At 64.1% G+C, this 23,648-nt stretch carries 18 protein-coding genes and 1 pseudogene; 4 read left to right on the top strand and 15 right to left on the bottom strand.

The window, feature by feature from the left end; translation table 11 throughout:
- Nucleotides 1-336: pseudogene (locus AX018_RS19995) on the top strand (IS5/IS1182 family transposase); the annotation flags it as partial.
- Nucleotides 337-834: 498 nt separating this feature from the next.
- On the opposite strand, the gene AX018_RS24935 reads toward AX018_RS19995, so the two are convergent.
- Nucleotides 835-2,466: a hypothetical protein gene (locus AX018_RS24935; protein ID WP_146749377.1), complete on the bottom strand. Its 1,632-nt coding sequence runs from the start codon at nt 2,464-2,466 to the stop codon at nt 835-837.
- A 341-nt stretch (nt 2,467-2,807) separates the two neighbouring features.
- On the opposite strand from AX018_RS24935, the gene AX018_RS20000 reads away from it, so the two are divergent.
- The gene (locus AX018_RS20000; protein WP_111880980.1) at nt 2,808-3,869 is read left to right on the top strand and encodes a DUF4365 domain-containing protein; all 1,062 of its coding nucleotides are present in this window, start codon (nt 2,808-2,810) and stop codon (nt 3,867-3,869) included.
- 42 nt (nt 3,870-3,911) lie between these two features.
- Here the strand turns inward: AX018_RS20000 and AX018_RS20005 are convergent, their stop codons facing one another.
- The 3 genes from AX018_RS20005 to AX018_RS20015 are packed head-to-tail and all read right to left on the bottom strand — an operon-like array spanning nt 3,912 to nt 6,332.
- Complete coding sequence (locus AX018_RS20005) at nt 3,912-4,436, bottom strand: ATP-binding protein (protein ID WP_111880983.1); 525 nt, start codon at nt 4,434-4,436, stop codon at nt 3,912-3,914.
- Entirely contained in the window at nt 4,436-4,900 is a 465-nt protein-coding gene (locus AX018_RS20010) for an ASCH domain-containing protein (protein WP_111880985.1), read from the bottom strand. Before AX018_RS20010 ends, AX018_RS20005 begins: the two co-directional genes overlap by 1 nt.
- Nucleotides 4,860-6,332: a GNAT family N-acetyltransferase gene (locus AX018_RS20015; protein ID WP_111881036.1), complete on the bottom strand. Its 1,473-nt coding sequence runs from the start codon at nt 6,330-6,332 to the stop codon at nt 4,860-4,862. The genes AX018_RS20010 and AX018_RS20015 overlap by 41 nt, the downstream gene beginning before the upstream one ends.
- A 751-nt stretch (nt 6,333-7,083) precedes the next feature.
- On the opposite strand from AX018_RS20015, the gene AX018_RS20020 reads away from it, so the two are divergent.
- The gene (locus tag AX018_RS20020; RefSeq protein ID WP_013593381.1) at nt 7,084-7,374 is read left to right on the top strand and encodes a co-chaperone GroES; all 291 of its coding nucleotides are present in this window, start codon (nt 7,084-7,086) and stop codon (nt 7,372-7,374) included.
- A 47-nt stretch (nt 7,375-7,421) separates the two neighbouring features.
- The gene (gene groL, locus AX018_RS20025; RefSeq protein ID WP_111880987.1) at nt 7,422-9,059 is read left to right on the top strand and encodes a chaperonin GroEL; all 1,638 of its coding nucleotides are present in this window, start codon (nt 7,422-7,424) and stop codon (nt 9,057-9,059) included.
- A 184-nt stretch (nt 9,060-9,243) separates the two neighbouring features.
- On the opposite strand, the gene xylB is transcribed toward groL, so the two are convergent.
- The 11 genes from xylB to AX018_RS20080 form a co-directional block, all read right to left on the bottom strand.
- On the bottom strand, nt 9,244-10,716 hold the full coding sequence (xylB, locus tag AX018_RS20030; protein WP_111881038.1) for a xylulokinase: 1,473 nt from the start codon (nt 10,714-10,716) through the stop codon (nt 9,244-9,246).
- A gap of 79 nt (nt 10,717-10,795) precedes the next feature.
- Complete coding sequence (locus AX018_RS20035) at nt 10,796-11,725, bottom strand: AraC family transcriptional regulator (protein ID WP_111881041.1); 930 nt, start codon at nt 11,723-11,725, stop codon at nt 10,796-10,798.
- Nucleotides 11,726-11,730: 5 nt separating this feature from the next.
- Nucleotides 11,731-12,708, bottom strand: a complete 978-nt coding sequence (locus AX018_RS20040) for a carbohydrate kinase family protein (protein WP_111880988.1) — start codon at nt 12,706-12,708, stop codon at nt 11,731-11,733.
- A gap of 22 nt (nt 12,709-12,730) precedes the next feature.
- Nucleotides 12,731-14,161 carry a D-arabinitol 4-dehydrogenase gene (gene dalD, locus AX018_RS20045; protein ID WP_111880989.1) on the bottom strand — a complete coding sequence of 477 codons (1,431 nt, stop codon included), beginning with the start codon at nt 14,159-14,161 and terminating at the stop codon, nt 12,731-12,733.
- A gap of 36 nt (nt 14,162-14,197) precedes the next feature.
- Nucleotides 14,198-15,244 carry an ABC transporter ATP-binding protein gene (locus tag AX018_RS20050; protein WP_111880992.1) on the bottom strand — a complete coding sequence of 349 codons (1,047 nt, stop codon included), beginning with the start codon at nt 15,242-15,244 and terminating at the stop codon, nt 14,198-14,200.
- 12 nt (nt 15,245-15,256) lie between these two features.
- Entirely contained in the window at nt 15,257-16,081 is an 825-nt protein-coding gene (locus AX018_RS20055) for a carbohydrate ABC transporter permease (RefSeq protein WP_111881044.1), read from the bottom strand.
- A gap of 18 nt (nt 16,082-16,099) precedes the next feature.
- Nucleotides 16,100-16,957, bottom strand: a complete 858-nt coding sequence (locus AX018_RS20060; RefSeq protein WP_111880995.1) for a carbohydrate ABC transporter permease — start codon at nt 16,955-16,957, stop codon at nt 16,100-16,102.
- Between the two features lie 55 nt (nt 16,958-17,012).
- On the bottom strand, nt 17,013-18,323 hold the full coding sequence (locus AX018_RS20065; RefSeq protein WP_111880997.1) for an ABC transporter substrate-binding protein: 1,311 nt from the start codon (nt 18,321-18,323) through the stop codon (nt 17,013-17,015).
- Between the two features lie 178 nt (nt 18,324-18,501).
- The gene (locus AX018_RS20070; protein WP_111881000.1) at nt 18,502-19,086 is read right to left on the bottom strand and encodes a GspH/FimT family pseudopilin; all 585 of its coding nucleotides are present in this window, start codon (nt 19,084-19,086) and stop codon (nt 18,502-18,504) included.
- A 5-nt stretch (nt 19,087-19,091) separates the two neighbouring features.
- A complete protein-coding gene (locus tag AX018_RS20075; protein ID WP_111881002.1) occupies nt 19,092-19,526 on the bottom strand; it encodes a type IV pilin protein in 435 nt (144 codons plus the stop codon).
- A gap of 9 nt (nt 19,527-19,535) precedes the next feature.
- Nucleotides 19,536-23,648 carry a pilus assembly protein gene (locus AX018_RS20080; protein ID WP_111881005.1) on the bottom strand — a complete coding sequence of 1,371 codons (4,113 nt, stop codon included), beginning with the start codon at nt 23,646-23,648 and terminating at the stop codon, nt 19,536-19,538.

Below are 23,648 nucleotides of genomic sequence, written 5' to 3' on the forward strand. Positions count from 1 at the left end.
ATCGCCCATCCCACCGACAGCCGGCTGCTGGACAAGAGCCGCCAGCACCTGGTGAAGGTGGCCAAGGACAACGGGCTGCGACTGCGCCAGAACTACAACCGGGTGGCCCCGCGCCTGGCCGCACAGATCGGGCGCTACGCGCACGCCAAGCAGTTCAAGCGCATGAAGAAGGCCCTGCGCACGTTGCGTACCCGAGTGGGCCGGGTCCACCGCGAGGTGGATCGTCAACTGTACACGCTGCCTGAGGCGGCCAAGGCCAAGGTGCAGGAGTTGCTGCAACGCACCAGTCGCATCCTGACCCAGCGCACGAAGGATAAGAACAAGCTGTACTCTTTATCAAAGCAGTCATTCAGCGTCGATCCGGTGACCTACAGCTCCCAGTCTGAAGCCGTCTTGGCGAATGCGACCGACGGCTCCGCAGCGTTCTCGGTCAGTCGTGCGCGAGAACCGACCTCACGCTTGCTGACGCCAAGCGGTCACTGGTCGTGGCGACCGTGGGGCGTGCGAACGTCAGCTTTGCGAGCCGCACCGGCCGCAGACCTCGCCTTCGCCATTTGGCGCCCGTCGATGAGGCTTCTTTCCCTGCACTCTCGACCCACTGCGGTCGTAGCCGCCGCAGCCCTCAGTGGCCGTTCGGCAGCGGTTGCTGCCTATCGGCCGCTCACACTGAACTCACGGTCTCGGTCGTATTGCTGTCAACCGGGTCGCCCCCTGGACTGCGAGTCGATGATGAACCGCAGCGTAGCACCGCCAGTCTGGAAAATTCAACAAACTACTCTGCGCCTGATCCTAGTTCGGACAAGACACTCCTGCGGCGACCGCGGCATCACTCGCCTACCAACCCCGCGCCTTATCCTCGGCCTCCGCCAACGCGCGATCGAAGTTCCGCAGCTTGGCTCTGAGCACATGATCCACCTCGCCAAAGCTTCTGCGAAGCTCACTCACATAGCGGGCATTGATTGAGGTGTCGTATGGCGTAATCAAGCTCTCACGCAGTGCTGATTCGAGACGCGCCAGTCGTGGGTAGTGGCGCAGTTCTGCAAGCATCCGCACCGCCACCGTCAATAGCTCGACCTTCAAACCTTGCGTGAGCTGAGGCGCGCACAAGATCGGCTCCAAGATGCGACCCATTGCCTGGGCTGCTTCAAACGAGATGAGGATGTGCATGCCGTCCCGCGCCTCGGGGTCAACCAAGGCATCACCTTCCGTAAGGCGAATTCCGTCGTCTATCCAGTCCCTGGAGGCAGCGACCAGTTCGTAGAGCAAGTAACAGAGCGGCGTCGGGAACTCGTGGTTCTGGTCGTCTGGCCGAAGGTCCCTGGCTCGCGAGACAAGCTTTCGGCTGAAGTGGGGGAAATAGTGAAGCCAAAGATGGTCAGGGATGCGTTGATGCAACCCTTCGAGGATCATGATTTCGAAGAAGCTGATCCCAGTAAAGACCGGGCATCGGTACTTGCCAGCATCCCGGTACGTGAACATTGGGCCGTTCAACTTGGCCAGCAACGCATCATCGGCGTCGATCCGCGACAAGACCACTTCACCCAAGGAGCGGTACACGTCAAGCTTGGCAGCGACCGTTACATCCTTGAGATAGAACGCCAACAGCCGGTTTTCCTCCGGAATTGAACGCCGATGCCCCTCTCCGCCATTGAGGTTCTGGCTGTTCTTCAACTCGGAGTAGAGAACGCTGCCTTCGTTGGCCAGCATTGCCTCGAAGAACTCGCCCTCGAATTCCTCGAGGATCATTCCCGCCCGCTCTGCCACGTTGAGGCACAGGTAGGGCCTGGCCAAAGCCAAATAGGCGACGAAATCTCTCGATGACAACAATGTTCGTACGACTATTCGGGCTTGTTGGCGAGGCTCTTGAGCCGGGCTAATTGCTTGCGCTGCCTTTGTTCTGAGCCAACGCCCAAGTCGAGCAAGTCTGCTCTGGCTTGCAGAACGAATCGTAATTCGCCCGCCTTTACCCTTGGCCATGACGATTGGGGGCAGAGACGGCTGCAACCAAATCTCAACTCGACCACGAATGCTTTCCGCATTTGCAAAAGCCAGCGTCGCATCGAGATGGTGATCCAGAAGGGTTGCAAGCTCCTCGAACTTGCGGGAATGAAGCAGGGAGGTTGCCAGCTTTTCGAAGAGGGGAAGGTTTCTGCGATTCAAACGTGTTCGACGCGACCGCAGGTAGACGAATCCGGCAAGCACCAGAAAGAGCAGGTACTGCGCTCCTCCTTTGTCGAAGCCCCAGCGCCACGACCCAATGACCAAATAAAGCCCTCGGTCGCGCAGCACCGGCTCGAAATACAGCGCGTGGATCGCGAACAGCGTTCCCCAGATGATTGCCCAATCGAACCGCGACAGACTGAGCTGGAAGCTGAGCCTGGCAGTGGGAGGTACTAACGCCCAAACCGCAGCGATGAGGCCCAACATTGTCAGTAGGGCACTTGTGTCGATTCCGGAACCGTTCATTCGGACGAATTGTGATGGTGGTTCATGGCAACTGCGCGCATACAGCCCAGAAGCCACGTAGGCCTTGGGCCGCTTGGGTGGCTATTGTCAAGCCGGTGCGAACTTAGGATCCGCCTCGCACCTCCTCTGTATTCCACCACCCAGGCACCAATGGCCGGATGTTGCCGACGCCGACATTCGCAACTCTTTGTCGAATGTCTCTGACAAGCCTCAAGCCGAAGCTCGATGGGCTTCGGCTCTGCAGCGTCTGCGGTCCCCCGCGCACCGTATGTGTTAACCGCTGTCTTACGCATCAGCGCCACTGAAGACTTCCAAAGTAGACGTCAGGCTACAGTCCCGACATGGCGGACAGAAGCTCAAGTCAGAAGACCGGTTCACAGGGACAGAAGTGGCTCCTTGCCCACGTCGAGGACCATCCGCATTGGTTGTCGCGAGAGCTCATCGAAGACTTCGGCATCGACGCCGAGTTTGAGATAACTGACCCCAGCGTTTCCGGTGACATCCTGAAGGTCCAAGTCAAATCATCGGAGCAGGTAGAACGGCGGGACGGGGCGATCAAGTTCACCATCGAACGAAAGTACCTTGAGTACGCGGATGCGTGTCGATACCCGCTCATCTTGGTTCGCGTTGACACAACTTCCAAAGAGGCTTGGTATCTCTGGCTACAAGACTGGTTGCTTGCTCAACGCGTGACCGGCAGTCCCTTGCTGACCGAGCAAGTGTCCTGGACGGCATGGGTGCCCGAGTCTCACACTGTCGCCGCTGGACTTGACGGTGAACTGAAGAAGATTGCGCGCTGGGAGGGTAGCTCGCAGCTAGCGCTCAGCCTACGCGATGCCCTGCATGCCGCAGCCGCGATTGGGGACAGGCACATGGTGCTTGTGCTGGCCGATGCCTTGGCATCATGCGCCGATGGTCTTGGACGAGCAGGTCTCAACGCCGTGATCGACGAAGCCATCAAACTCGGTGATCGCATGCGCGGGACCTACGAAGGAAACGCAGTCGCCGATCAGCTATTCGCAATGGTTCGCCGACGCGGAGCAGTTGTAGATGCTGAGACCATCGATCGGCTTGTCTTGCGAGGCGACTCCTACTCACGTGCAGGCCTCACGTCGCTTGCCATCATGTACGACGACCATTTCCAGCACCTCCGTTCGCTGGGTCTTCCACATCGCTACGCTGGTATGGAACCTCGGGTCGCCTACTACTGTGCCTTTCGCGAGGCACATCCCGAGCACAACTCCGGGGACATAACAGTGGATCCGTCTGCATTCACGTTCGCCGGCCTTCGGTATCGCCAGCCAGACATGTTCTGGGACAAGTACGCAAACCGCGGCCCGTCGGCGTTACTGGACTATCTGGAGTTAATCGAGACGGATGGTGGCCCGCCAGACGTGGCCTGAGTGCTTGCGAACGCGTACGTGCCGAGGACACCTGCGTGTGAGTTATCCGACAACCCGCCGGAGGCACGCCTCGAATTCTTCGGGGCTCGGTGACTCAAGCGACAACAAGGGGACCCGAAGCGAAGCGGCGACTGCCGAGCCGTGATCCAACTCCGCGGCGCTGAACGCTATAACTTCATCCTCTGTCCAGCTGTGATCTCCGCGTCCGCTTAGGCGAGCCAGTACAACAGAGGCCGGCGCTTGAAGAAGGATGACCGCTGCGCACTTCAGGTCTGCGAATACATCAAGAGGGATCTGCTGGTGCCGCCCCGACGCCGCGCGGAGGACGAAGTGCCCGTCAAGCACAAGCGTGATTCCTCCTTCATGGATACGTCGGGCCGCGGAGACTAGAGCCTGCTGATTCGCGTTTACATCCGAGACGACCTTGTCGGTTCTCCATGAAGCTAGGCCGCGCTCAGTGCGAATGAGTTGACTTGCGCTCGCATACACGAGCTTCATCCGGTCCGCCGCCGGCTTTGCGAGATGAGTCTTACCCACGCCATGCATACCGCCAATGAAGATCGTCATCAGGCTTCTTCCTGCAAGCCGAATTTCTTGCCCACGCGACGCAACTCGGCGTTGCTTAGGTATCGGAACGACTGCGGCGCACGAAAACCTTTGAAGACTGATTTCGGTGCGATCGGTTGTGGCGGCTTGGTGACTTCGCCGAGCAAAATGCCGTGGGCTTCGGACTTGCCTTCGAAGTAGCTCAACAGTTCCTTGCGCGCTAAGCCTGGCCCTCGGCTGGCGCACGCGGCCCAAACTTTTGCCGGAGAACCTATGACCGCGCCATCGACGTCGACAAGGCCGACGAGTCGCTGAATCGGTGAGCTTGAATAGATCAACAATAGTCCAACGGGCTGCTTGGCCCAGGACCGGCGGAACTCCACGCGCTTGGTGCCTGCCATGATCTGGTCGGCGAATCGGGGCTTGACCGACAGCAAGACCACCTTAGCGCCCTGCGGCTCTAAGCACTGTAGAAAACGCGACATCGGAAATTTTGGTTATTGATTGAATGTTGCCAGTGACCACGCCGTCATCCTGGAGACGTTGATAGGACACAGGGTTCGGCAGATGCTCGACGAGCCTGAAGAGAACGACCTTGGTGGGCTCCACGGCCATCTCTTCGATTTGCTTGATGCTGTACACAGTCCGCCGACGCACAAGGCTGGCGATTTTCGCTGCATCGTCGAGGACCTCGAATCGTTCGACCACGCCGAGAGATGTCACGCACTGTTCGTCGCCGGATCTGTAGAAAAGCAGCAGGTCCCCGGCGCGAATTTCCTTGGTCGCCGCGTGGCACAGGTAGGCCAGCTTGATCGCGTTGCCTATGTTGCCGCCGGACGGGAACAGGAGCGTCTGGAACCCCTGGTAGTCCGAAAACAGGATTTGATGGAAGCCGCTTTGGATGGGAACCAGGAACTTCCGCACCTCGGAGCCAGACTGGTAGTGCGGGAAGAAGCGCTGCACATACTCGAAAGGGGACCAGCCAGATCCCGGCGGAGCCGATCTGGGGTGAACCTTCACGAACATCTGATCACGGCCGAATGTACCGCGATCCTCGAATCCGAAGTCCACAAGGAGGTTGACGAGATAGCCATGCTTCTCAATGTCCGCATGGATGAAGACATGCTCGCACGCATTATCGGTCGCGTACCGAAAGGCGGCCTTCAGAAAGAGCTCGCCGATCTTCCGGCCCCGTACTGCCTCACCGACCTTGAAGGTGCAGAGCTTTAAGGCTCGGCCGGCCAACCGTTGTCCGTCGTCGGTGATCCGTTCGTCCGTCTGTATGGCATACACGCAGATTGCGCTGAGCGAATGGTCGTCGTCGCGGTAGACCCATGCCTTTCTGCCTTCTCGTGCCTTGTCTCGGAACCATTCGTCGAAGGGTGGATAGCCTTCTCGAAGGCTCTCGAAGAAGGCGCTCGAAAGGTCGGGCGTCAGGCTGTGCAGAGGGACGTCCTGGATGTTGGGAAGGGAGACGTCGTGCGGCTGATGTAGCCGACGAAGCCAATCCTCTGCGGTCTGGATCGTATACGTTCGATCTGCAAGCCCACGCGCGCGAGCTTTGGCCAAGAGACCTCTGTCTTCGGTAACCAGCGCATGGGCGGCATCGCATTGAAGCGCATACAGAATCTCGTTGTCGCAGGCATCATTTTGGCCGATGGTTGCCGTGTTCCACGGGCATTTCGCTGGGCTTTCCAGCGAGGGATACCGGCGCACGTGCTGCAAGTTCCGGGCGCGCCTGTCGGCGTCCGAATCCCGCTCGAAGTCGGCAAGGCTTGCCGGGTGGTAGACCAGTTGGTGACCGCCCACCAAGGCGAGGCGATGAAAGCTAGCCAAGCTGTCGCTCAATGCCAGGTACGAGTCCTGAAGCGGTATCAGGACGTTGGTGTCCAACAGAAGCGTCAGTTGCTTCGTCACAAGTCTCCTCCCTTGCGTTTTCCGAGCGTGGCCGCTATCGAGTGGCCCTTGTACCGCGAGCATGTCACAGATGCTGCATTGATCACATGGTCGCCATCTGCCTGGATCAATGCTCTCCCGGAGAGTCGGGGTCTCGAACCTGCTCGGGACATTGCAGCGGCCGGAGTGACGGTAAAGGGCCGGCCATCATCCGCAAGGGTCGGTCCGCCCAATCGAACTGCGCTAGACCGGCCATTCAGGAGCGGGTCAAGCTCGCAACGGACGAAAGGCCGGTCTCAGCTGTGCAGCGGCCGTACGCAGCGCCGCCCGTCGAATGGCCGGTGCTGGACAAAGCAGCCGCTCAGGCCTCCGGCCGCGAATGACACCGATCAGCCTGTAGCTGTCCGTGAAATACAACCGCCGTGGCCGAGAGAAAAGTAAGCGGCTGCCCACTTCCTATCTAAGCGTCTGTCGTTGACGATCGGCTAAATGGCGTTCATACGAAGTGCCCTTCAGGTTCACGGTCGCAGGCTTCCAAAATCTAAAGTTGAATGGCGGAAAAACGAAAGTACAGTGGCGTTCCGCACGTGCCGAGGCCGTGCGCTTTGGTTGCAACCCGGGCTCTTGAAACGCCAATAAATGCCCGTATCATTAGCACTCGAAGCGGACGAGTGCTAGCAATCCTGTGGGACACGGCCGCTGAAGATCCCGACGCCCGCCCCCGCGGGCGCCTTGTCGATGTCGCAGTCCTTATTGAATCAGGAGAGATGCAATGAACCTTCGCCCCCTGCACGATCGCGTGATCGTCAAGCGCATTGAAAGCGAAACCACGACCGCCTCCGGCATCGTGATCCCCGACAACGCTGCCGAGAAGCCTGATCAAGGTGAAGTGCTGGCCGTGGGCCCTGGCAAGAAGAACGACAAGGGCGAGCTGAGCGTGCTCAGCGTGAAGGTCGGCGACCGCGTCCTGTTCGGCAAGTATTCGGGCCAGACCGTCAAGGTGAATGGCGACGAGCTGCTGGTGATGAAGGAAGACGACCTGTTCGCGGTCGTCGAGAAGTAATCCATCGCAGTTCCCAACTCCCTGTTGACTGAATCCGGAGAAACAAAATGGCAGCAAAAGACGTAGTTTTCGGCGGCGAAGCCCGCGCGCGCATGGTTGAAGGCGTGAACATCCTCGCCAACGCCGTCAAGGTGACCCTGGGCCCCAAGGGCCGCAACGTGGTGCTCGAGCGCTCCTTCGGCGCCCCCACCGTGACCAAGGACGGCGTGTCCGTGGCCAAGGAAATCGAACTGAAGGACAAGCTGCAGAACATGGGCGCCCAGCTCGTGAAGGAAGTGGCTTCCAAGACCAGCGACAACGCCGGTGACGGCACGACGACCGCCACGGTGCTGGCCCAGGCCATCGTGCGCGAAGGCTCCAAGTACGTGGCCGCCGGCCTGAACCCGATGGACCTGAAGCGCGGCATCGACAAGGCCGTGACGGCCCTGGTCGCCGAGCTGAAGAAGGTCTCCAAGGCCACCACCACCTCCAAGGAAATCGCCCAGGTGGGCTCGATCTCCGCCAACTCCGACGAGTCCATCGGCAAGATCATTGCCGACGCGATGGACAAGGTCGGCAAGGAAGGCGTGATCACCGTGGAAGACGGCAAGAGCCTGGACAACGAGCTGGATGTCGTGGAAGGCATGCAGTTCGACCGCGGCTACCTGTCGCCCTACTTCATCAACAACCCCGAAAAGCAGGCCGCCCTGCTGGACAACCCCTTCGTGCTGCTGTTCGACAAGAAGATCAGCAACATCCGTGACCTGCTGCCCACGCTGGAGCAGGTCGCCAAGGCCGGCCGTCCGCTGCTGATCATTGCCGAAGAAGTCGATGGCGAAGCCCTGGCGACCCTGGTGGTGAACACGATCCGCGGCATCCTGAAGGTCGTGGCCGTGAAGGCGCCCGGCTTCGGCGACCGCCGCAAGGCCATGCTGGAAGACATCGCCATCCTGACGGGCGGCAAGGTGATCGCCGAGGAAGTGGGCCTGACGCTGGAGAAGGTCACGCTGGCCGACCTGGGCCAGGCCAAGCGCATCGAAGTGGGCAAGGAAAACACCACCATCATCGATGGCGCCGGTGCCGCTGCCGACATCGAAGCCCGCGTGAAGCAGATCCGCATCCAGATCGAGGAAGCGACCAGCGACTACGACCGCGAGAAGCTGCAAGAGCGCGTGGCCAAGCTGGCCGGCGGCGTGGCCGTGATCAAGGTCGGCGCAGCCACCGAAGTCGAGATGAAGGAAAAGAAGGCCCGCGTGGAAGACGCGCTGCACGCCACCCGCGCTGCCGTGGAAGAAGGCATCGTGGCCGGCGGTGGCGTGGCCCTGCTGCGCGCCAAGCAGGCCGTGGGCGAGATCAAGGGTGACAACGCCGACCAGGACGCCGGCATCAAGCTGATCCTGAAGGCCATCGAAGCGCCCCTGCGCGAGATCGTGGCCAACGCCGGTGGCGAGCCCTCGGTGGTGGTCAACGCCGTGCTGGGCGGCAAGGGCAACTACGGCTTCAACGCCGCCAACGACACCTACGGCGACATGCTCGAAATGGGCATTCTGGACCCGACGAAGGTGACCCGCACGGCCCTGCAGAACGCCGCTTCCGTGGCTTCGCTGCTGCTGACGACCGAAGCCATGGTGGCCGAGGCTCCGAAGGACGACGCACCGGCTCCCGCGATGCCCGACATGGGCGGCATGGGCGGCATGGGCATGTAATCCAGCCCCGGACGGCGTGCCCCGGCGCGCCATCCACCCCGAAAAAGCCCCGCGGGCCGCAAGGCCCCCGGGGCTTTTTCCATGGAGCACGGCCGCCCATGCCTGTGCCCTGGATCGCGATCCATTCGCTATTATTTAAATAGCAAACTATTCAGCAAACACGGCGACGTGGCCCCGGTTTCATTCAAATCCCGGGAAAAGAGGCGCGCAGCGCGGGGTAGAGGGCCCGGAAGCGCGCATGGCGCTCGCGCAGCAGCGCGGCCTCGGCGGCGCGGGGCGTGAAGCGCTGGCGGATGGCGGGCGGCGGGCAGGCCTGCGCCTCGGTGCCGCCGTGCGCCAGCCACGCCAGGCGCGCGGCGCCCAGGGACGCGCCGGCCTCGCCGCCCTCGGCCAGGGCCAGCGGCACCTCCAGCGCATCGGCCAGCAACTGCGCCCACCAGGCGCTGCGCGCGCCGCCGCCCACCAGCGCCAGGGCATCCCGGGGGGGCTGCAGGGTATCGAGCCCGTCGCGCAGGCCGAGCGCCACGCCCTCGGCCACGGCATAGGCCATGTCGGCCCGGCCGTGCGCATGCGTGAGGCCAAAGAGCACGCCCTGGGCGTGGGCGTCGTTGTGCGGCGAGCGCTCGCCCGACAGATAGGGCAAAAAGAGCGGCGCCTGGCGCCGCGCGACAGGCTCCACGCGCGCGGCCTCGGCCAGCAGCGCGGCCTCGTCCGGCAGGCCCAGGCAGCGCGTGGCCCAGGTGACGGCGCCGGCGGCCGAGAGCATGACCGACATCTGGTGCCAGCGCCCCGGCAGCGCGTGGCAGAACGCATGCACGGCGCGCGCGGGGTCGGGTGCGAAACGGTCGGTGGCGACGAAGATCACGCCCGAGGTGCCGAGCGAGACGAAGCCCTGCCCCACCGCGACGATGCCCATGCCCACGGCGCTGGCGGCGTTGTCGCCGCCGCCGCCGGCCACCAGCACGCCCTCCCCGCCGCCCTCGCCCAGCCCCCAGCGCGCAGCCAGCTCGGGCCGCAGCCGCGCCGACGGCGCGCTGCCCTCGACGAGGCGCGGCATGTGCGCGCGGGTGAGCCCCGTGGCGGCCAGCAGCGTGTCGGACCAGTCGCGGCGGCCCACGTCCAGCCAGAGCGTGCCGGCGGCGTCGGAGGGGTCGCTCACGGCCTCGCCGGTCATGTGCAGTCGCAGCCAGTCCTTGGGCAGCAGCACCCGCTCGGTGCGCGCGAACACCTCGGGCTCGTGCTCGCGCACCCAGAGCAGCTTGGGCGCCGTGAAGCCCGGCATGGCGAGGTTGCCGGCGATGTCGCCGAGCTGCGGCACGGCACGGGCCAGGGCCGCGCACTGCGCGGCGCTGCGGCCGTCGTTCCAGAGGATGGCGGGGCGCAGCACCTCGCCCTGCGCGCCCAGCAGCACGGCGCCGTGCATCTGGCCCGAAAGCCCCACGGCACGCACCCCGCGCAGCGCCGGCGCATGCGCCGCGCGCAGGTCGCGCATGACCGCTTCGAGCGCCTGCGCCCACTGCGCCGGCGCCTGCTCGGACCACAGCGGCCGCGGCCGGTCCACGGCCAGCGGCGCGCGCGCCATGCCGACGATGCGGTGGTCGTCGCGCAGCAACAGCGCCTTCAGCTCCGAGGTACCCAGGTCCAGGCCGAGGAACATGCCGCTCATGGATGAAAACCCCGGAATGTCGCCGATTTCATTGGATACTTTGCTATCAAAACAGAAGCAACCACCGGCATCACCCTCCGAAGCGGCTCTCGGCCTGGCGCCGGAATTCGGTGGGCGTCATGCCCTTGATTTCCAGGAAGCGCCGGTTGAAGTTGGCGACGTTGTTGAAGCCCACCTGGTAGCAGATGTCGGTCACGTAGTGGTCGGTCTGCATCAGCAGGTGGCAGGCGCTGTTGATGCGCAGCCGGTTCACGAAGTCGGTGAAGCTGTTGCCGGTGGAGCGGCGGAAGAAGCGGCTGAAGCGGCTCTCGCTCATGCCCAGCTCGGCCGCCACGGCGGCGAGGCGGATGGGCTCGGCCACGTCGGCCAGGAGGCGGTTGACGATGCGGTCGATCTGGTCCAGCTGCGCCTCGCCCTCCACGCCCTGCATCTGCACGGTGGAGAGCAGGCGGTAGTCGGTGCATTCGGCCAGCTCGGCCAGGAAGTCGCAGAACACGGCGAAGCGGCGCAGGCCCCGGCTGGCCTTCACGGCGTCCCAGTGCGCCTGCGCGGCGGCGGCCATGCCGAAGAACTCGATGCCGTGGCGCGCGCGGTCCAGCAGCGGCAGCACCTCGCGCAGCTCGGGGATGGCCTCGGCCGCGCGCACGAGGGGCGCGTCGCTGAACTGGATCACGCGGTCCCGCCCCGGCGCGCCGCACTCGGGCACGTCGAGCGAGACCCAGTTGTGCGGCAGGCGCGGTCCGCAGAGCACGAGGTGGCCGGGCCCGAAGGGCCCGATCCAGTCGCCCACGAAGGCGCGGCCCGAGGTTTCGGTGATCAGGTGCAGCTCGTACTCTTCATGGAAGTGCCAGCGCACCAGCGGGCTGGGCACGCCGTGCGCGAGGCAGCGCACGAGGCCCGTGTCCTCGGCGTCCTCATAGCCGAGGGCGGGCGAGCGGGCGAAGTCGTGCTCCAGTTCGGGCTGGCGCTGGCGGGGCAGGCGGGCACGCGGGGAGGCCATGGCGGTCATCGGTGCGGAGGATGGAGCGCCACGGTATCACCGCCGGCCCCGGCGCGCAGGGCGGCGTCCAGCGCCGCGCGCAGCGGAGGGTCGGCGCCTTCGCGGGCGCAGTTGAGCGCGGCGGCCGTGGCGGCGAAGCGCAGCGCGGACCGCCACGCATCGCCGGGCAGCGCGGCCAAGTCTTCGGCCTGCGCCACGCCCGCCTCCAGCAGGGCCACGGCCAGGGCCGCGCCGAAGGTGTCGCCCGCGCCGATGGTGTCCACCACCGGCACGGCCGGGGGGCGCACGGCCAGGGGCGGCTGCCCCGGGCGGCAGAGCACCGCGCCCTCGGCGCCGCGCGTGAGCACCACGGCGCGCGGGCCCAGGGCGAGGTAGCGGGCGGCGGCCTCTTCGGGCGCGAGGCCCGGCGAGATCGCCGCCGCGTCCTCGTCACTCAGCTTGACCAGGTCGGCCAGGGCCATCCAGCCCTGGCAGCGCGCGCGCCAGGCCACAAGGTCGGGGATCAGCGAGGGCCGCACGTTGGGGTCGAAGACCACCACGCGCCGGCCGCGCTGCGCAGCCACGAGGTCCACGATGCGCGTGGCCGCCGGGTCGTTCAGCAGCGCGATGGAGCCGAACTGCACGAAGCGGCATTCCTGCGGCAGCACGGGCAGCTCGGCCGGCGACCACAGCGTGTCGGCCGTGCCCTGCAGGTAGAAGGCATAGCAGTTGGCGCCGCCCGCGCCGCGCTCGACGAAGGCCAGCGCGGAAGGCGCGTCGCTGCGCAGCACGAAGCGCATGTCCACGCCGTTGTCCCGCAGGTGGGCGAAGAGCCGCTCGCCGAACAGGTCGCGCGAGAGCTGCGAGACATAGCCCGTGGGCTGCCCCAGCCGCGCGGCGGCCACCGCGCAGTTGCCGGGCGCCCCGCCCGGATGGCCCTGGAAGGCCAGGCCGCCCGTGGCGGTGAAGTCGATCAGCGATTCGCCGATGAATGCGATGCGCATGCCTTTCCTTTCCCCGCTCCGTTCAGCCCGCGAGGAACGCCGCCACGCGCGCGCTGGCGCGCCGCACCGCCTCGACCAGCCGCGCATCGCCCGCGAGCGGGCCCCAGAGCGCCCCATCGGCGCAGAGCGCGGCCACGGGGTCGGCCGCGTCGCAGATCGCGCGGGCCGCCGCCGGGTCCATGGCTTGGTCTTCGTAGGCACAGGGCAGCAGGCCGTGGCGCCAGCGCTGCAGGAAGGCCAGGAACAGCGCGGGCAGCATCGCCACGCTGTCGATGGGCTGGCTCTCTCCGAGCCGCTCGCGCACGGTGGGCGCGATGAAGCCGGGGATCTTCGCGAAGCCGTCGGCCGCCACGCGCTGGTTGGTGTCGCGGATGGCCGGGTTGCCGAAGCGCTCCAGCACCACGTCGCGGTAGGCGGGCAGGTCCACCGGGCCGGGCGCGCCGGGGCGCGAGAGGCAGGGGATCACGTCGTGCGTGACGTAGTCCCAGGCCATCTGGCGGATGGCGGGCGTGCGCGTGCCCTCGTGGATGAAGCGCAGCCCCGCGAGCGTGCCGGCCCAGGCGATGCCGCTGTGGCTGGCGTTGAGGATGCGGATCTTGGCCTCTTCGTAGGGCGCGACGGACGCCACCATCTGCACGCCCACGCGCTCCCAGTCGGGGCGGCCGGCGATGAAGCGATCTTCGATCACCCACTGCAGGAAGCTCTCGGCCGTGACCGGCGCGGCGTCGTCCCAGCCCGTGGCCGCGCGCACGCGCTCACGCAGCTCGGGCGGCGGGCGCGGTGTGATGCGGTCCACCATCGCGTTCGGGCAACTGGTGTGCGCCTCGGCCCAGGCGGCCAGTTCGTCCAGGCCCGCGTGGGCCATGAAGTCGCGCAGGCCCGCGCGGAAGCGGTCGCCGTTGTGGCGCAGGTTGTCGCAGTTGAGCAGCGTGAGCGGCCCGGCCCCCGCATCCCGGCGCGCGCGCAAGATGGCGCACACGGCGCCGTAGATCGTCTCGCCCGCCAGGCCCTGCCGCGCGCGATCGAGGTCGGCCGCCACCTCGGGCGCGCGCATGTCGAGCCGGCCCGCATCGTCCAAGGCATAGCCGGCTTCGGTCACGGTGAAGGAGACGATGCGCGTGGCCGGGTCGGCGCCGCGCGCCACCACGGCCGCGATGCCGGGCGCATAGGGGATCACCTCGCGGATCGCCCCGATGCGCTGGTAGCGCACCTCGCCCGCGGGCGAGACGGTCTCCAGCGTGTAGGCCCCGCCCTGCGCGGCCAGGGCCGCGATCGTGTCGGCCATGTCGGGGCGGAGGTTGGCGCCCGAGAGCGACCAGCGCGCATCGCCCGCGTCGATGAGCCGCTGCAGATACACCGCCTGGTGCGCGCGGTGGAAGGAGCCCAGGCCCAGGTGCAGCACCGTGAAGCGGGGGGTGGAGGAAGCGGCGGTCACGTCGGTGGTCTCGGGCATGGGGGCTGAAGGAACGAAGAAGGGAACGGGCGGCGTTCAGGCCGGCGCGAGCGCGCGGCCGTCGCGGTCGAAGCAGTGCAGCGCGCGCGCATCGAACGCCACCGCGACGGCGTCGCCCGCCGCGAGCGGCGTGCGCTCGCCCTGGCGCGCGATGACCGGCACGCCGTCCAGGTCCACGTGGATGAGCGTGTCGGCGCCCAGCGACTCGATGAGCTCGACGCGGCCGGGCACCGAGAGCGGCGGCGGCCCTCCACCGCCTGCCAGCACGCGCAGCGACTCGGGGCGCGCGCCCAGCATGCCGTCGACGGGCAGGTGCGCGCCGGCCGCCGCGGCGATCGCGGGCACGCGCTCCGCCGCGATGAGGTTCATCGACGGCATGCCGATGAACTGCGCCACGAAGCGGTTGGCGGGGCGGTCGTAGAGTTCGAGCGGCGAGCCCACCTGCTCGATGCGGCCGTCGCGGAACACCACCACGCGGTCGGCGAGCGTCATCGCCTCCACCTGGTCGTGCGTGACGTAGATCGTGGTCGCGCCCAGCGCCTTGTGCAGCTTGTGGATCTCCACGCGCGTGTTGCCGCGCAGTGCGGCGTCGAGGTTGGAGAGCGGCTCGTCGAACAGGAAGACCTTGGGCGCGCGCACGATGGCGCGGCCGATGGCCACGCGCTGGCGCTGCCCGCCCGACAGCTCGCGGGGCGTGCGCTGCAGGTAAGGCACGAGGTTGAGCACGCCGGCGGCCTGCTCCACCTTGCGGCGGATCTCGTCCTTCGGCACGCCCGCGAGCCGCAGCGCGAAGGACATGTTGTCGAACACGCTCATGTGCGGATAGAGGGCGTAGCTCTGGAACACCATCGCGAGGTCGCGCCGGCCCGAGGGCACGTGCGTGATGTCGCGGCCGTCGAGCGTGATGCGCCCGCCCGTGGCGGGCTCCAGCCCGGCGATCAAGCGCAGCAGCGTGGATTTTCCGCAGCCCGAGGGGCCCACGAAGACGACGAACTCGCCCTGCTGGATCGACAGCTCCACGCCCTGGATGATGTGCGCGTCGCCGAAGCTCTTGCGGATGTCCTGCAGTTGCAGATAGGCCATGGACCGGTCTCCTTACTTGACGGCGCCGAAGGTCATGCCCTGCACGAGCTGCTTCTGGCTGAACCAGCCGAACACCACGATGGGCGCGATGGCCATCAGCGAGGCGGCCGACAGCTTGGCCCAGAAGAGGCCCTCGGGGCTCGAATACGAGGCGATCAGCGTGGCGAGCGTGCCCGCCTTCGCGCTGCTGAGGTTGAGCGCCCAGAACGCCTCGTTCCAGCTCAGCACCAGGCACAGCAGCCCCGTGGAGGCGATGCCGCCCGCGGCGAGCGGCAGCACGAGGTAGCGGAACTCGGTCCACAGGCCCGCGCCGTCCATGCGCGCGGCCTCCAGGATCTCGTGCGGGATGTCCTTGAAGGCGCTGTAGAGCATCCACACCATGATGGGCAGATTGGAGAGCGTGAACACCACCGTGAGCGCGGTCAGCGAATCGAGCAGGCCCGCGGTCTGGGCGAGCACGTAGACCGGCAGCAGCGCGCCCACGGCCGGCATCATCTTGGTGGAGAGCATCCACATGAGGATGTCGCGCGTGCGCCGCGTGCGGAAGAACGCCATCGAGTACGCGGCGGGCACCGCGACGGCCAGGCCGATGAGCGTCGAGCCCAGGCTCGTGATGAGCGAATTGCGCGCATACAGCAGGTAATCGCTGCGCCGCTGCACCTCGCCGAAATTCGCGAGCGTGGGCTCGAAGAAGACATGCGGCGGCACGGCGATCGCCTGCAGCTCGGTCTTGAAGGCCGTGAGGAACAGCCAGCCCAGCGGGAAGAACAGCAGCAGGGCCGCGCCCCAGGCCACGGCGGTGCGCAGCAGGGTGCCGGGGGAAATGCGTGCGGGCATCGGCATCGGGCGCTCCTTTCAGTCCAGGCTCCGGCCCACGATGCGGACCAGGAAGAACGAGACGATGTTGGCCAGCACCACCGCGAACAGCGCGCCCGCCGAGGCCACGCCCACGTCGAAGTTCATGAGCGACTGCTTGTAGATCAGGTAGGTGAGGTTGGTGCTCTCGTTGCCGGGGCCGCCGGCCGTGGTGATCGCGATCTCGGCGAACACCGAGAGCAGGAAGATCATCTCGATCATCACCACCACCGCCACGGGCCGCGCGAGGTGCGGCAGCGTGAGGTAGCGAAAGCGCTGCAGCGCGTTCGCGCCGTCCATGCGCGCGGCCTCCATCTGCTCGCGGTCCAGCGACTGCAGCGAGGTGATGAAGATCAGGCACGCGAAAGGCAGCCACTGCCACGCCACCATCACGATGATGGACAGCAGCGGCACCTCGGTGAGCCAGTCCACCGGCTGCAGCCCGAAGGCCTTCCAGACGCTGGCCAGCACGCCGTAGATCGGGTTCATCATCATGTGCTTCCACAGCAGCGCGTTGACCGCGGGCATCACGAAGAACGGCGAGATCAGCAGCACCCGCACGATGCCCCGGCCCGGGAAGGGCTCGTTCACCAGCAGCGCCAGCAGCACGCCCAGCACCACCGTGATCGCCACCACGCTCGCGAGGAACAGCAGCGTGTTCAGCACCGCCGGAATGAAGTCCGGGTCGGTGACGAAGAACGCGTAGTTGCTCCAGCCGGCGAAGGCATGCTCGCCCGGCTGCATGAGGTTGTAGTTGACGAGCGAGAAATAGATCGTCATCAGCAGCGGCACGAGCATCCAGCACAGCAGCGCGGCCACCGCCGGCGCCATCAGCGCGCGGGGAAGGAGACGGGTCATGGCATCGGTCCTGGCAGGCAGGGGCGGCAGCGCCACCGCGCGGCCGCTTCACGCGTCACTTGTAGTAGCCGGCCTTCTTCATCTCGCGCTCGGCGAGGGTCTGCGAGGTCTTGAGCGCCTGCTCCACCGTCGCCTTGCCCGAGAGCGCCGCGCTGATCTGCTGGCCCACGGCGATGCCGATGGCCTGGAACTCGGGGATGGCGGCGTACTGCACGCCGACGTAGGGCGAGCGCGGCAGCGTGGCGTCGTTCAGGCGCGTGCTGTCGATGGCGCGCTTCTCGGCCGCCGCGAAGGCCGCGACCTTCTGGAACTCGGGGTTCGCGTACGTGGACTGGCGCGTGCCGGTGGGCACGGCGTGCCAGCCGTGCGTCTTGGCGACGAGCTGCACGTACTCCTTGGACGTGGCCCACTTCACGAAGGTCTGCGCGGCATCGGCCTTCTTCGAACTGGCGGGAATGGCCAGGTTCCAGGTCCAGAGCCAGTTCGCGCCCTTGGGCGTGGTGGCGACCGGCGCGGCCGCGTAGGCCACCTTGTCGGCCACCTTCGACTGCTTCGGGTCGCTCACGAACGAAGCCGCGATGGTGGCGTCCACCCAGGCAGCGCACTTGCCCTCGTTGAAGAGCGCGAGGTTCTCGTTGAAGCTGTTGGAGGCCGCGCCCGGCGGGCCGTAGGCCTTCATGAGATCGACGTAGAAGCCGATCGCCTGGCGCCACGGCGGCGTGTCGATCTGCGGCTTCCACTGCATGTCGAACCACTGGCCGCCCCAGGTGTTCACCATGGTGGTCAGCAGCGCGATGTTGTCGCCCCAGCCCGGCTTGCCACGCAGGCAGATGCCATAGACGCCGGCCTTCGGGTCGTGCGCCTTGGCGGCGAAAGCCTTCACCTGCTCCCAGGTGGGCTGCGCCGGCATCGCGATGCCGGCCTTGTCGGCCAGGTCCTTGCGGTACATGAGCATGGAGCTCTCGCCGTAGAACGGCGAGGCGTAGAGCTTGCCGTCCTGCGACAGGCCCTCGCGGATCGTGGGCAGCAGGTCGTCGGCGTCGTAGGCCGCATCGGTCGCGATGGGCAGCAGCCAGCCCTTCCTCGCCCAGATCGGCACCTCGTAGATGCCCACGGTCATCACGTCGAACTGGCCGCCCTTCGTGGCGATGTCGGTGGTCACGCGCTGGCGCAGCACGCCCTCCTCCAGCGTCACCCACTTGAGCCGGATGTCGGGGTGGCTTTTCTCGAACGCCGGCGTGAGCTTCTGCATCTCGATCATGTGGCCGTTGTTCACGGTGGCGATGACGAGTTCGGTGGCGGCCTGGGCGAGGCCGGCGGCCGCACAGAAGGCCAGGGCCACGCCGGTTTTCGGAAAGCGCTGCATGTTCGTCTCCTGGAATGGTTGTCGCGCAGCCGCTGTGGTGCGGCCGTGGCGTCCATTCTGGCGAGCAGCGCGGCGGCGATCGGTACCGGATGGCGGGGTACCAATACTTTTATGCGTTCATTTGGCTAGTGAAATCCCCTAGCCCGCATCACAGGATGTAAATGCCGCTCCATTGGTATCAGTCGTCCTTGCCAGCGGCGCAGGTGGAATCCGAGTTGGAAACCGGCGTGCAGACCCGCACCCGGCCACTGGGCGAGACCTTGATCCGTCGGATCTGGCTGTACTGGGTGCTGGCCACGTCGGTCCGCTCGAATTGGATCGTGTTGGAACCAAAGCCACCCGAGGACGTCTTCGCGAAGCCAGAGCCGTCGTACAGGATGTAGCTCGAAGGGGACTCGGCCGCCGTTCCTCCGCTGGAAGCGGTGATGCCAATGTAGCTCGGCGGCGCGTCGTACTGCTGGACAAGCACATCTCCGGCGCCGTACTTTCCGTCCATGTTCATATCCACGAAGATCATCCATCCCTTGGCCCAGTTGGTGTCCCCCGAGACGGGGATGATCAGCGCGTTGGCATTTTTCTTCATGCCCTCGAACCTGGCGGTATTGAGGGCAGCCAGATAGTTGTTGGCGATGCTGGTGAGTTCGGAGTTGCGCCGGGCATCGCCGAAGCTCGGGGCAGCCACCATGGCGAGAATCGCGACGATGGACAGCGTGGCCATGAGCTCGATCAGCGTAAAACCCTGGAGGTGGCGTTTGCTTTGCATGATCGCTACTGCCAGCAAACGGAGTTGTTGACGCCACTGCAGCCCCGGACCCCCAGGCTGGTGATATTGATTTCCCTGAGCGCCGGCTCGTTGTACTGCGGGGTGGCGAATACCTGCACGCAATCCTTGATCGCCTGCCCTCCACAGGCGCGGGCACCGATCAGATAGGATGCCTCCTTGCTGCTGCCGCTGCTTCCTGAATGGGTCCTGAACGGAGCGTCCTCGGCGCCCGCATTGAGAGCCAGATAAGTGTTGTTCTGGGTCATATACCGTTCCTGCTGCTGCAGGAACACGATGAGGGCATTGCGGCCTTCGGTCCGCTTGGATTTTCTCATCGACTCCATGTACGAGGGATAAGCAACAGCCGCGAGAACACCGATGATGGCGACCACGATCATCAGCTCGATGAGCGTAAATCCCTTTTGCTTCATTTCAGACATTACATTCTCCTATTTCCCCTTCAGTTCCCGATAATTGTTGATCTGCCGCCACGAGAGCCGACCAACAACGGTTTCTGCGGTCTTGACATCCGAAATGGAGAGTCTGTTTTCACCATTTGCAGATGGCCTGCCGAGGACTATAGTTTCCATTTTCTTCCTCAAACCAGTAGAGTCGCTGACGGAAGTAGTTGCTGTTAATCCGAAGATAATCGGCGCGCCTTGCGAAGCGGCAGTGATATTCGAAACATCCCCCTGCCCGGAAGCGATATTTGCTGTATAGGTATAGCTCGCCCCCCCGCCACAGGCACTGGCTGCCTTGGAGGATGGCAGAAGACTAGTGAACATTATCTGCCTTCCGAAAAGGACAGCGTTGGTGACTTGCCGCTCTCCCCCACCCGGGCCGCCATTGGGGAAATCCATGAACCATCCTGCTCTTTTACTCACCCCTCCCGCACCTGGACCAACCTGACGAGGTGGCGCCCAGATGAAGGGGCTGTTGATAATGGTCGAATTGCTGACCGTCGCCTGCTGCAAGCGGGTTCGCCCATTGAAACGAGATTCACCGCGTGTATCTATCTGGTTATCACCGGGCGAGTCATACAACATATAGAACGATTGCACCTGCGTGGCTGCGTTGATGACGTTGTCCGCGGCCTCAAGATATTTCCCGGTGCCGAAGCCGATCAGATAAGAGCCTTCGGGACCAAATGCGATGGAGGGCATCATGCTGATCGGCTGCGCCTTTTCATCTGCCGTCCTGGCGATGTACATCGGGGTGGGGGTAGTGCTATCCTTCTTGAAATAGGACAGCCGCGCGAGATCCCATCCGGAGGAGGCGGTGCTGGAAAGATTGGCCTCGTTCATGTCCAGCTTCCAGAATTGGCCATGAAGGTCTCCGAAATAGAAATACTGAACCCCGCCATTCTCGTCGCTGGTGGCTTCGAAATTGATAAGGCCTGTCGCTTTCGCCCGCCCGGTTCCCGCACCATCCGAATCCACCTCCTGGGTCCCCGATCGCAAGTTATTGGTGAACGGAAGCGATATCTTGAAATAGTTTCTTCCCAGACTCCAGGGGTCCGAAGTGGACTTACTGAGGTCCAAAAGAAAGAGCGCAGGAGATCCAGTGGTGCTGTAACTCCCCGCTCCATCATCCACGTAGTTGTTGATTCCGCCCGGGACTACAGCAAACCATTTGTATACCTTGGAGTTGGCGCCTTTCGGACTGGTCCGGATCTTCATGATCTTGGGTGTCCCGACGACGTTGCCGAGATCAGGGTCATTGGCGTGGGTGAATTCCCACAGCACCTTATCCTTGGAGAAATTCGCTGGATTGGTGATATCCAGAGCGACGACGCCTTGCCCTCCCCCGCCCGTGCCGGACACCAGCACGGTTTTCCAGTCATTGCCCACCTGAGCTTCGCCGACGATGGGGGTACCGTCGAAATAACTGGTATGCCTGCTCGAGTTGTAGTCGACGGCGGTCAGCAGCGACAGCTTGGGCCCCAGCCAACTGGGAATGTAAGCAAAGAGTTCCTTCATGCTGGTGGCATCGAACGCATGCAGCATCCCATCATTGGCTCCCACGAATACCGCCGGAGCCCGGTTCTTCTGGGCGCCGTAGAAGTTTCTGTATTCGGGCGTGCTGAATTTCCGGGACGGAGCGCCCGAATAGACCACCGCAGAATTGATGATGTCTCCCATGCGCGAGCCTCTCTGGCGGAACGTCGTTCCTTCCAGCGCCCGATAGCCCCGGATGAAATTGAGCCGGTCCTGCCCCAGCTTGTCGGAGGAGGCCGTGGCTGTGGGCTTGCTCAGATGGCCTTGCAGCGCGGATTCGATGGAACCCCAGCTGAATTCCGTGGCATACCCCGTCAGCGTGTTCGTGGATTTACCGACGAAGATCTTTCGCTGCTGGACCGTCTGGGCATCACTCAGCGCATCCAGCAAGGATGCGGCGGAAACCATGTCGGACTCATCCCCTTGCACCACGCCACCGCTGGCCCCGGCCCGGATGGGCGTACGGATGACATCGCCCGACCAGAATTCAGGATCGAATCTACCGATATACACATGGCCATCGTCCGTCGTGAGCTGCTTCGTCGACGCGGCCGGTGCCGAAATTGTGTTGGCGCTCTTCGTGGCCGAAGCGAAAATATCGTCGAGCGCCTTGAGCACTGCTTGCGAGTTGCTGGCAAGAAAATAGGTCTTGGCGTCGCCAGAGCTGTCGCTCTTCTGCCAGTGCCGGCTATTGAATTCACCCTTTAACGTCGCAGGCGTGAAGGGATTCCCATCCCCATCGGGATCGTTGAATCCACCGTATTTGGCGGTCAGAAAAAGCTGGGACTGCTGACGGATCTGCAGATCGTTGCTGTTGTCCTTTTCATTGACATCCAGAACGTAAGTCGTCACTCTCATTCCGGGGCGCTGCTTTTCTGTCTGAGTCCATTGGGTACCACGAATATCATGGGTATGCGCCCAATATGCAGCACCTGCAACATAATACGCAGCCGTTCCAGTTGCACCGGTCTTCTTGGCTTCCAGCCCCCACAAGGAGGAATCTTTCACGTCCGTGGGATTACTGGAAGCCTGACTGGCTCCATTACCATCCAGATAGGGCACGGCATTCCCGGATTCAAACCCCCCCACCACCTTGGTCCAGTCCACCAGATTGGGAATGTTATTGCTCGGACTGACTTCGCTTACCCGGTTGAAATCATCGTTTCCAAGCAATCTATTTCCGGGAAGGGATTTATCGGCATGGGTGAATTTGTCTCCGATGAGCACGATGCTGTTGCGCAGGCAAGCGTAGTTCTTCGTGCTGGAACCGCCCTCGAACGGATCGTTCCACGATGTATATACAGGATAACCATCGCGCGTGTCCGTGTCGATGGTCGAAACTGCCTGGCTGGTGGGTTGCAGGCCCTGGAGATAACGTAATGATTCGTAATAAAGCTCCCCGAGCGGATCGGAACGCTTGTAAACACCGGGGGTGGGACCCGTCCGGCCGAACATATTAAGATAATTAATGACCCCGCTTTTTCCTTCGCTGGCACTGCGGGGATTGACGGCGAAAACACCCGTATCCCCGTCCCACTCCGCATAAGGATTGGCTCCCTTGACGGCATTGCCATCGCTATCTACGGCCTTCAATCCCACAAAGGTCATCGGTGCGCGAAGAACCCCCCCGTAGCGGGTGGTTCCGTCATCCATCAAATACCCGAACGCGGCCACCCGCAGGCGGTCGCTATATTTCTGCAGGTTGCCCACGGGTTTGTAGTAGCCACTGGGGTATTTCTTGCACAGATAATCCCTGGGATCCACCAGGGCCGGGCCACTGGAATCACATACCTTGACGCGAGTGAAGAACATGTCCGTCGAAAGGATCGATGAACCCGACGCCGGCCCCCTGTATCTGGCAGGGGTCGATTTCTGTGCCCCGAGGCTATTGGCGAACATGGGCACCACGCAATAGCCGGTTTCCGCCGCATTGCTGAAAAATATCCTGTTCAAGCAATTGCTGATGTAAACAGGGCCGTTGTGGTCTCCGAGCAGGCTGCTCGGGAACACTGTCCGGGCGATGTCATTCGATACGGACTTCTTGGGGAAGCGTAAGCCGTCCGTCCAGAAATCGACGGGAAGCACGGCACGCTGTAGCACCGTGGTGTCCGGGGTATCCACGATCCGATCCCCTCCCGTGAGGCCGAAACGCAATATGTCGATGGCCGAACTGGAAGCCCAGTTCATGAAGCTGCCACTGAACCCCGTCCCCCCGCACTGACGCGACGATGCGGGCCCGATGCGTTCGAAACGGCGGTCATCCTCCGAAGCGGCATTGACGTACCGATAGCAACTGTTGGAATCGAAATAGCCGATGTACTCCTGCGACGGGTCATAAAGATCTCGGTACTGCGCACCCACGGTCGGAAACTCCACCGACAATGCCAGGGTGAGCGTGGGTTTCTGCCCGGAATCCTGGGTATAGAGTGCATCGGCCGCCAGATGGATAGGCGCAATATTGGGTGGCGATTTCTGGCCGAACGAAAAGGTGCCATGCGTGATCACGAGCAGGGCACTCGCGAGCAGGATCCACCGTGCGGCGCTGGAGTAGGGCAGGATTTTCAT

The organism is Paracidovorax anthurii, assembly GCF_003269065.1.
GTDB classification, from domain to species: Bacteria; Pseudomonadota; Gammaproteobacteria; order Burkholderiales; family Burkholderiaceae_C; genus Paracidovorax; species Paracidovorax anthurii.

Bases quoted from the DNA above. Each gene is read 5' to 3' on its own strand.
- AX018_RS24935 (WP_146749377.1), bottom strand. From the start codon at position 2,466: ATGAACGGTTCCGGAATCGACACAAGTGCCCTACTGACAATGTTGGGC.
- AX018_RS20000 (WP_111880980.1), top strand. From the start codon at position 2,808: ATGGCGGACAGAAGCTCAAGTCAGAAGACCGGTTCACAGGGACAGAAG.
- AX018_RS20005 (WP_111880983.1), bottom strand. From the start codon at position 4,436: ATGACGATCTTCATTGGCGGTATGCATGGCGTGGGTAAGACTCATCTC.
- AX018_RS20010 (WP_111880985.1), bottom strand. From the start codon at position 4,900: ATGTCGCGTTTTCTACAGTGCTTAGAGCCGCAGGGCGCTAAGGTGGTC.
- AX018_RS20020 (WP_013593381.1), top strand. From the start codon at position 7,084: ATGAACCTTCGCCCCCTGCACGATCGCGTGATCGTCAAGCGCATTGAA.
- groL (WP_111880987.1), top strand. From the start codon at position 7,422: ATGGCAGCAAAAGACGTAGTTTTCGGCGGCGAAGCCCGCGCGCGCATG.
- xylB (WP_111881038.1), bottom strand. From the start codon at position 10,716: ATGTTCCTCGGCCTGGACCTGGGTACCTCGGAGCTGAAGGCGCTGTTG.
- AX018_RS20035 (WP_111881041.1), bottom strand. From the start codon at position 11,725: ATGGCCTCCCCGCGTGCCCGCCTGCCCCGCCAGCGCCAGCCCGAACTG.
- AX018_RS20040 (WP_111880988.1), bottom strand. From the start codon at position 12,708: ATGCGCATCGCATTCATCGGCGAATCGCTGATCGACTTCACCGCCACG.
- dalD (WP_111880989.1), bottom strand. From the start codon at position 14,161: ATGCCCGAGACCACCGACGTGACCGCCGCTTCCTCCACCCCCCGCTTC.
- AX018_RS20050 (WP_111880992.1), bottom strand. From the start codon at position 15,244: ATGGCCTATCTGCAACTGCAGGACATCCGCAAGAGCTTCGGCGACGCG.
- AX018_RS20055 (WP_111881044.1), bottom strand. From the start codon at position 16,081: ATGCCCGCACGCATTTCCCCCGGCACCCTGCTGCGCACCGCCGTGGCC.
- AX018_RS20060 (WP_111880995.1), bottom strand. From the start codon at position 16,957: ATGACCCGTCTCCTTCCCCGCGCGCTGATGGCGCCGGCGGTGGCCGCG.
- AX018_RS20065 (WP_111880997.1), bottom strand. From the start codon at position 18,323: ATGCAGCGCTTTCCGAAAACCGGCGTGGCCCTGGCCTTCTGTGCGGCC.
- AX018_RS20070 (WP_111881000.1), bottom strand. From the start codon at position 19,086: ATGCAAAGCAAACGCCACCTCCAGGGTTTTACGCTGATCGAGCTCATG.
- AX018_RS20075 (WP_111881002.1), bottom strand. From the start codon at position 19,526: ATGTCTGAAATGAAGCAAAAGGGATTTACGCTCATCGAGCTGATGATC.
- AX018_RS20080 (WP_111881005.1), bottom strand. From the start codon at position 23,648: ATGAAAATCCTGCCCTACTCCAGCGCCGCACGGTGGATCCTGCTCGCG.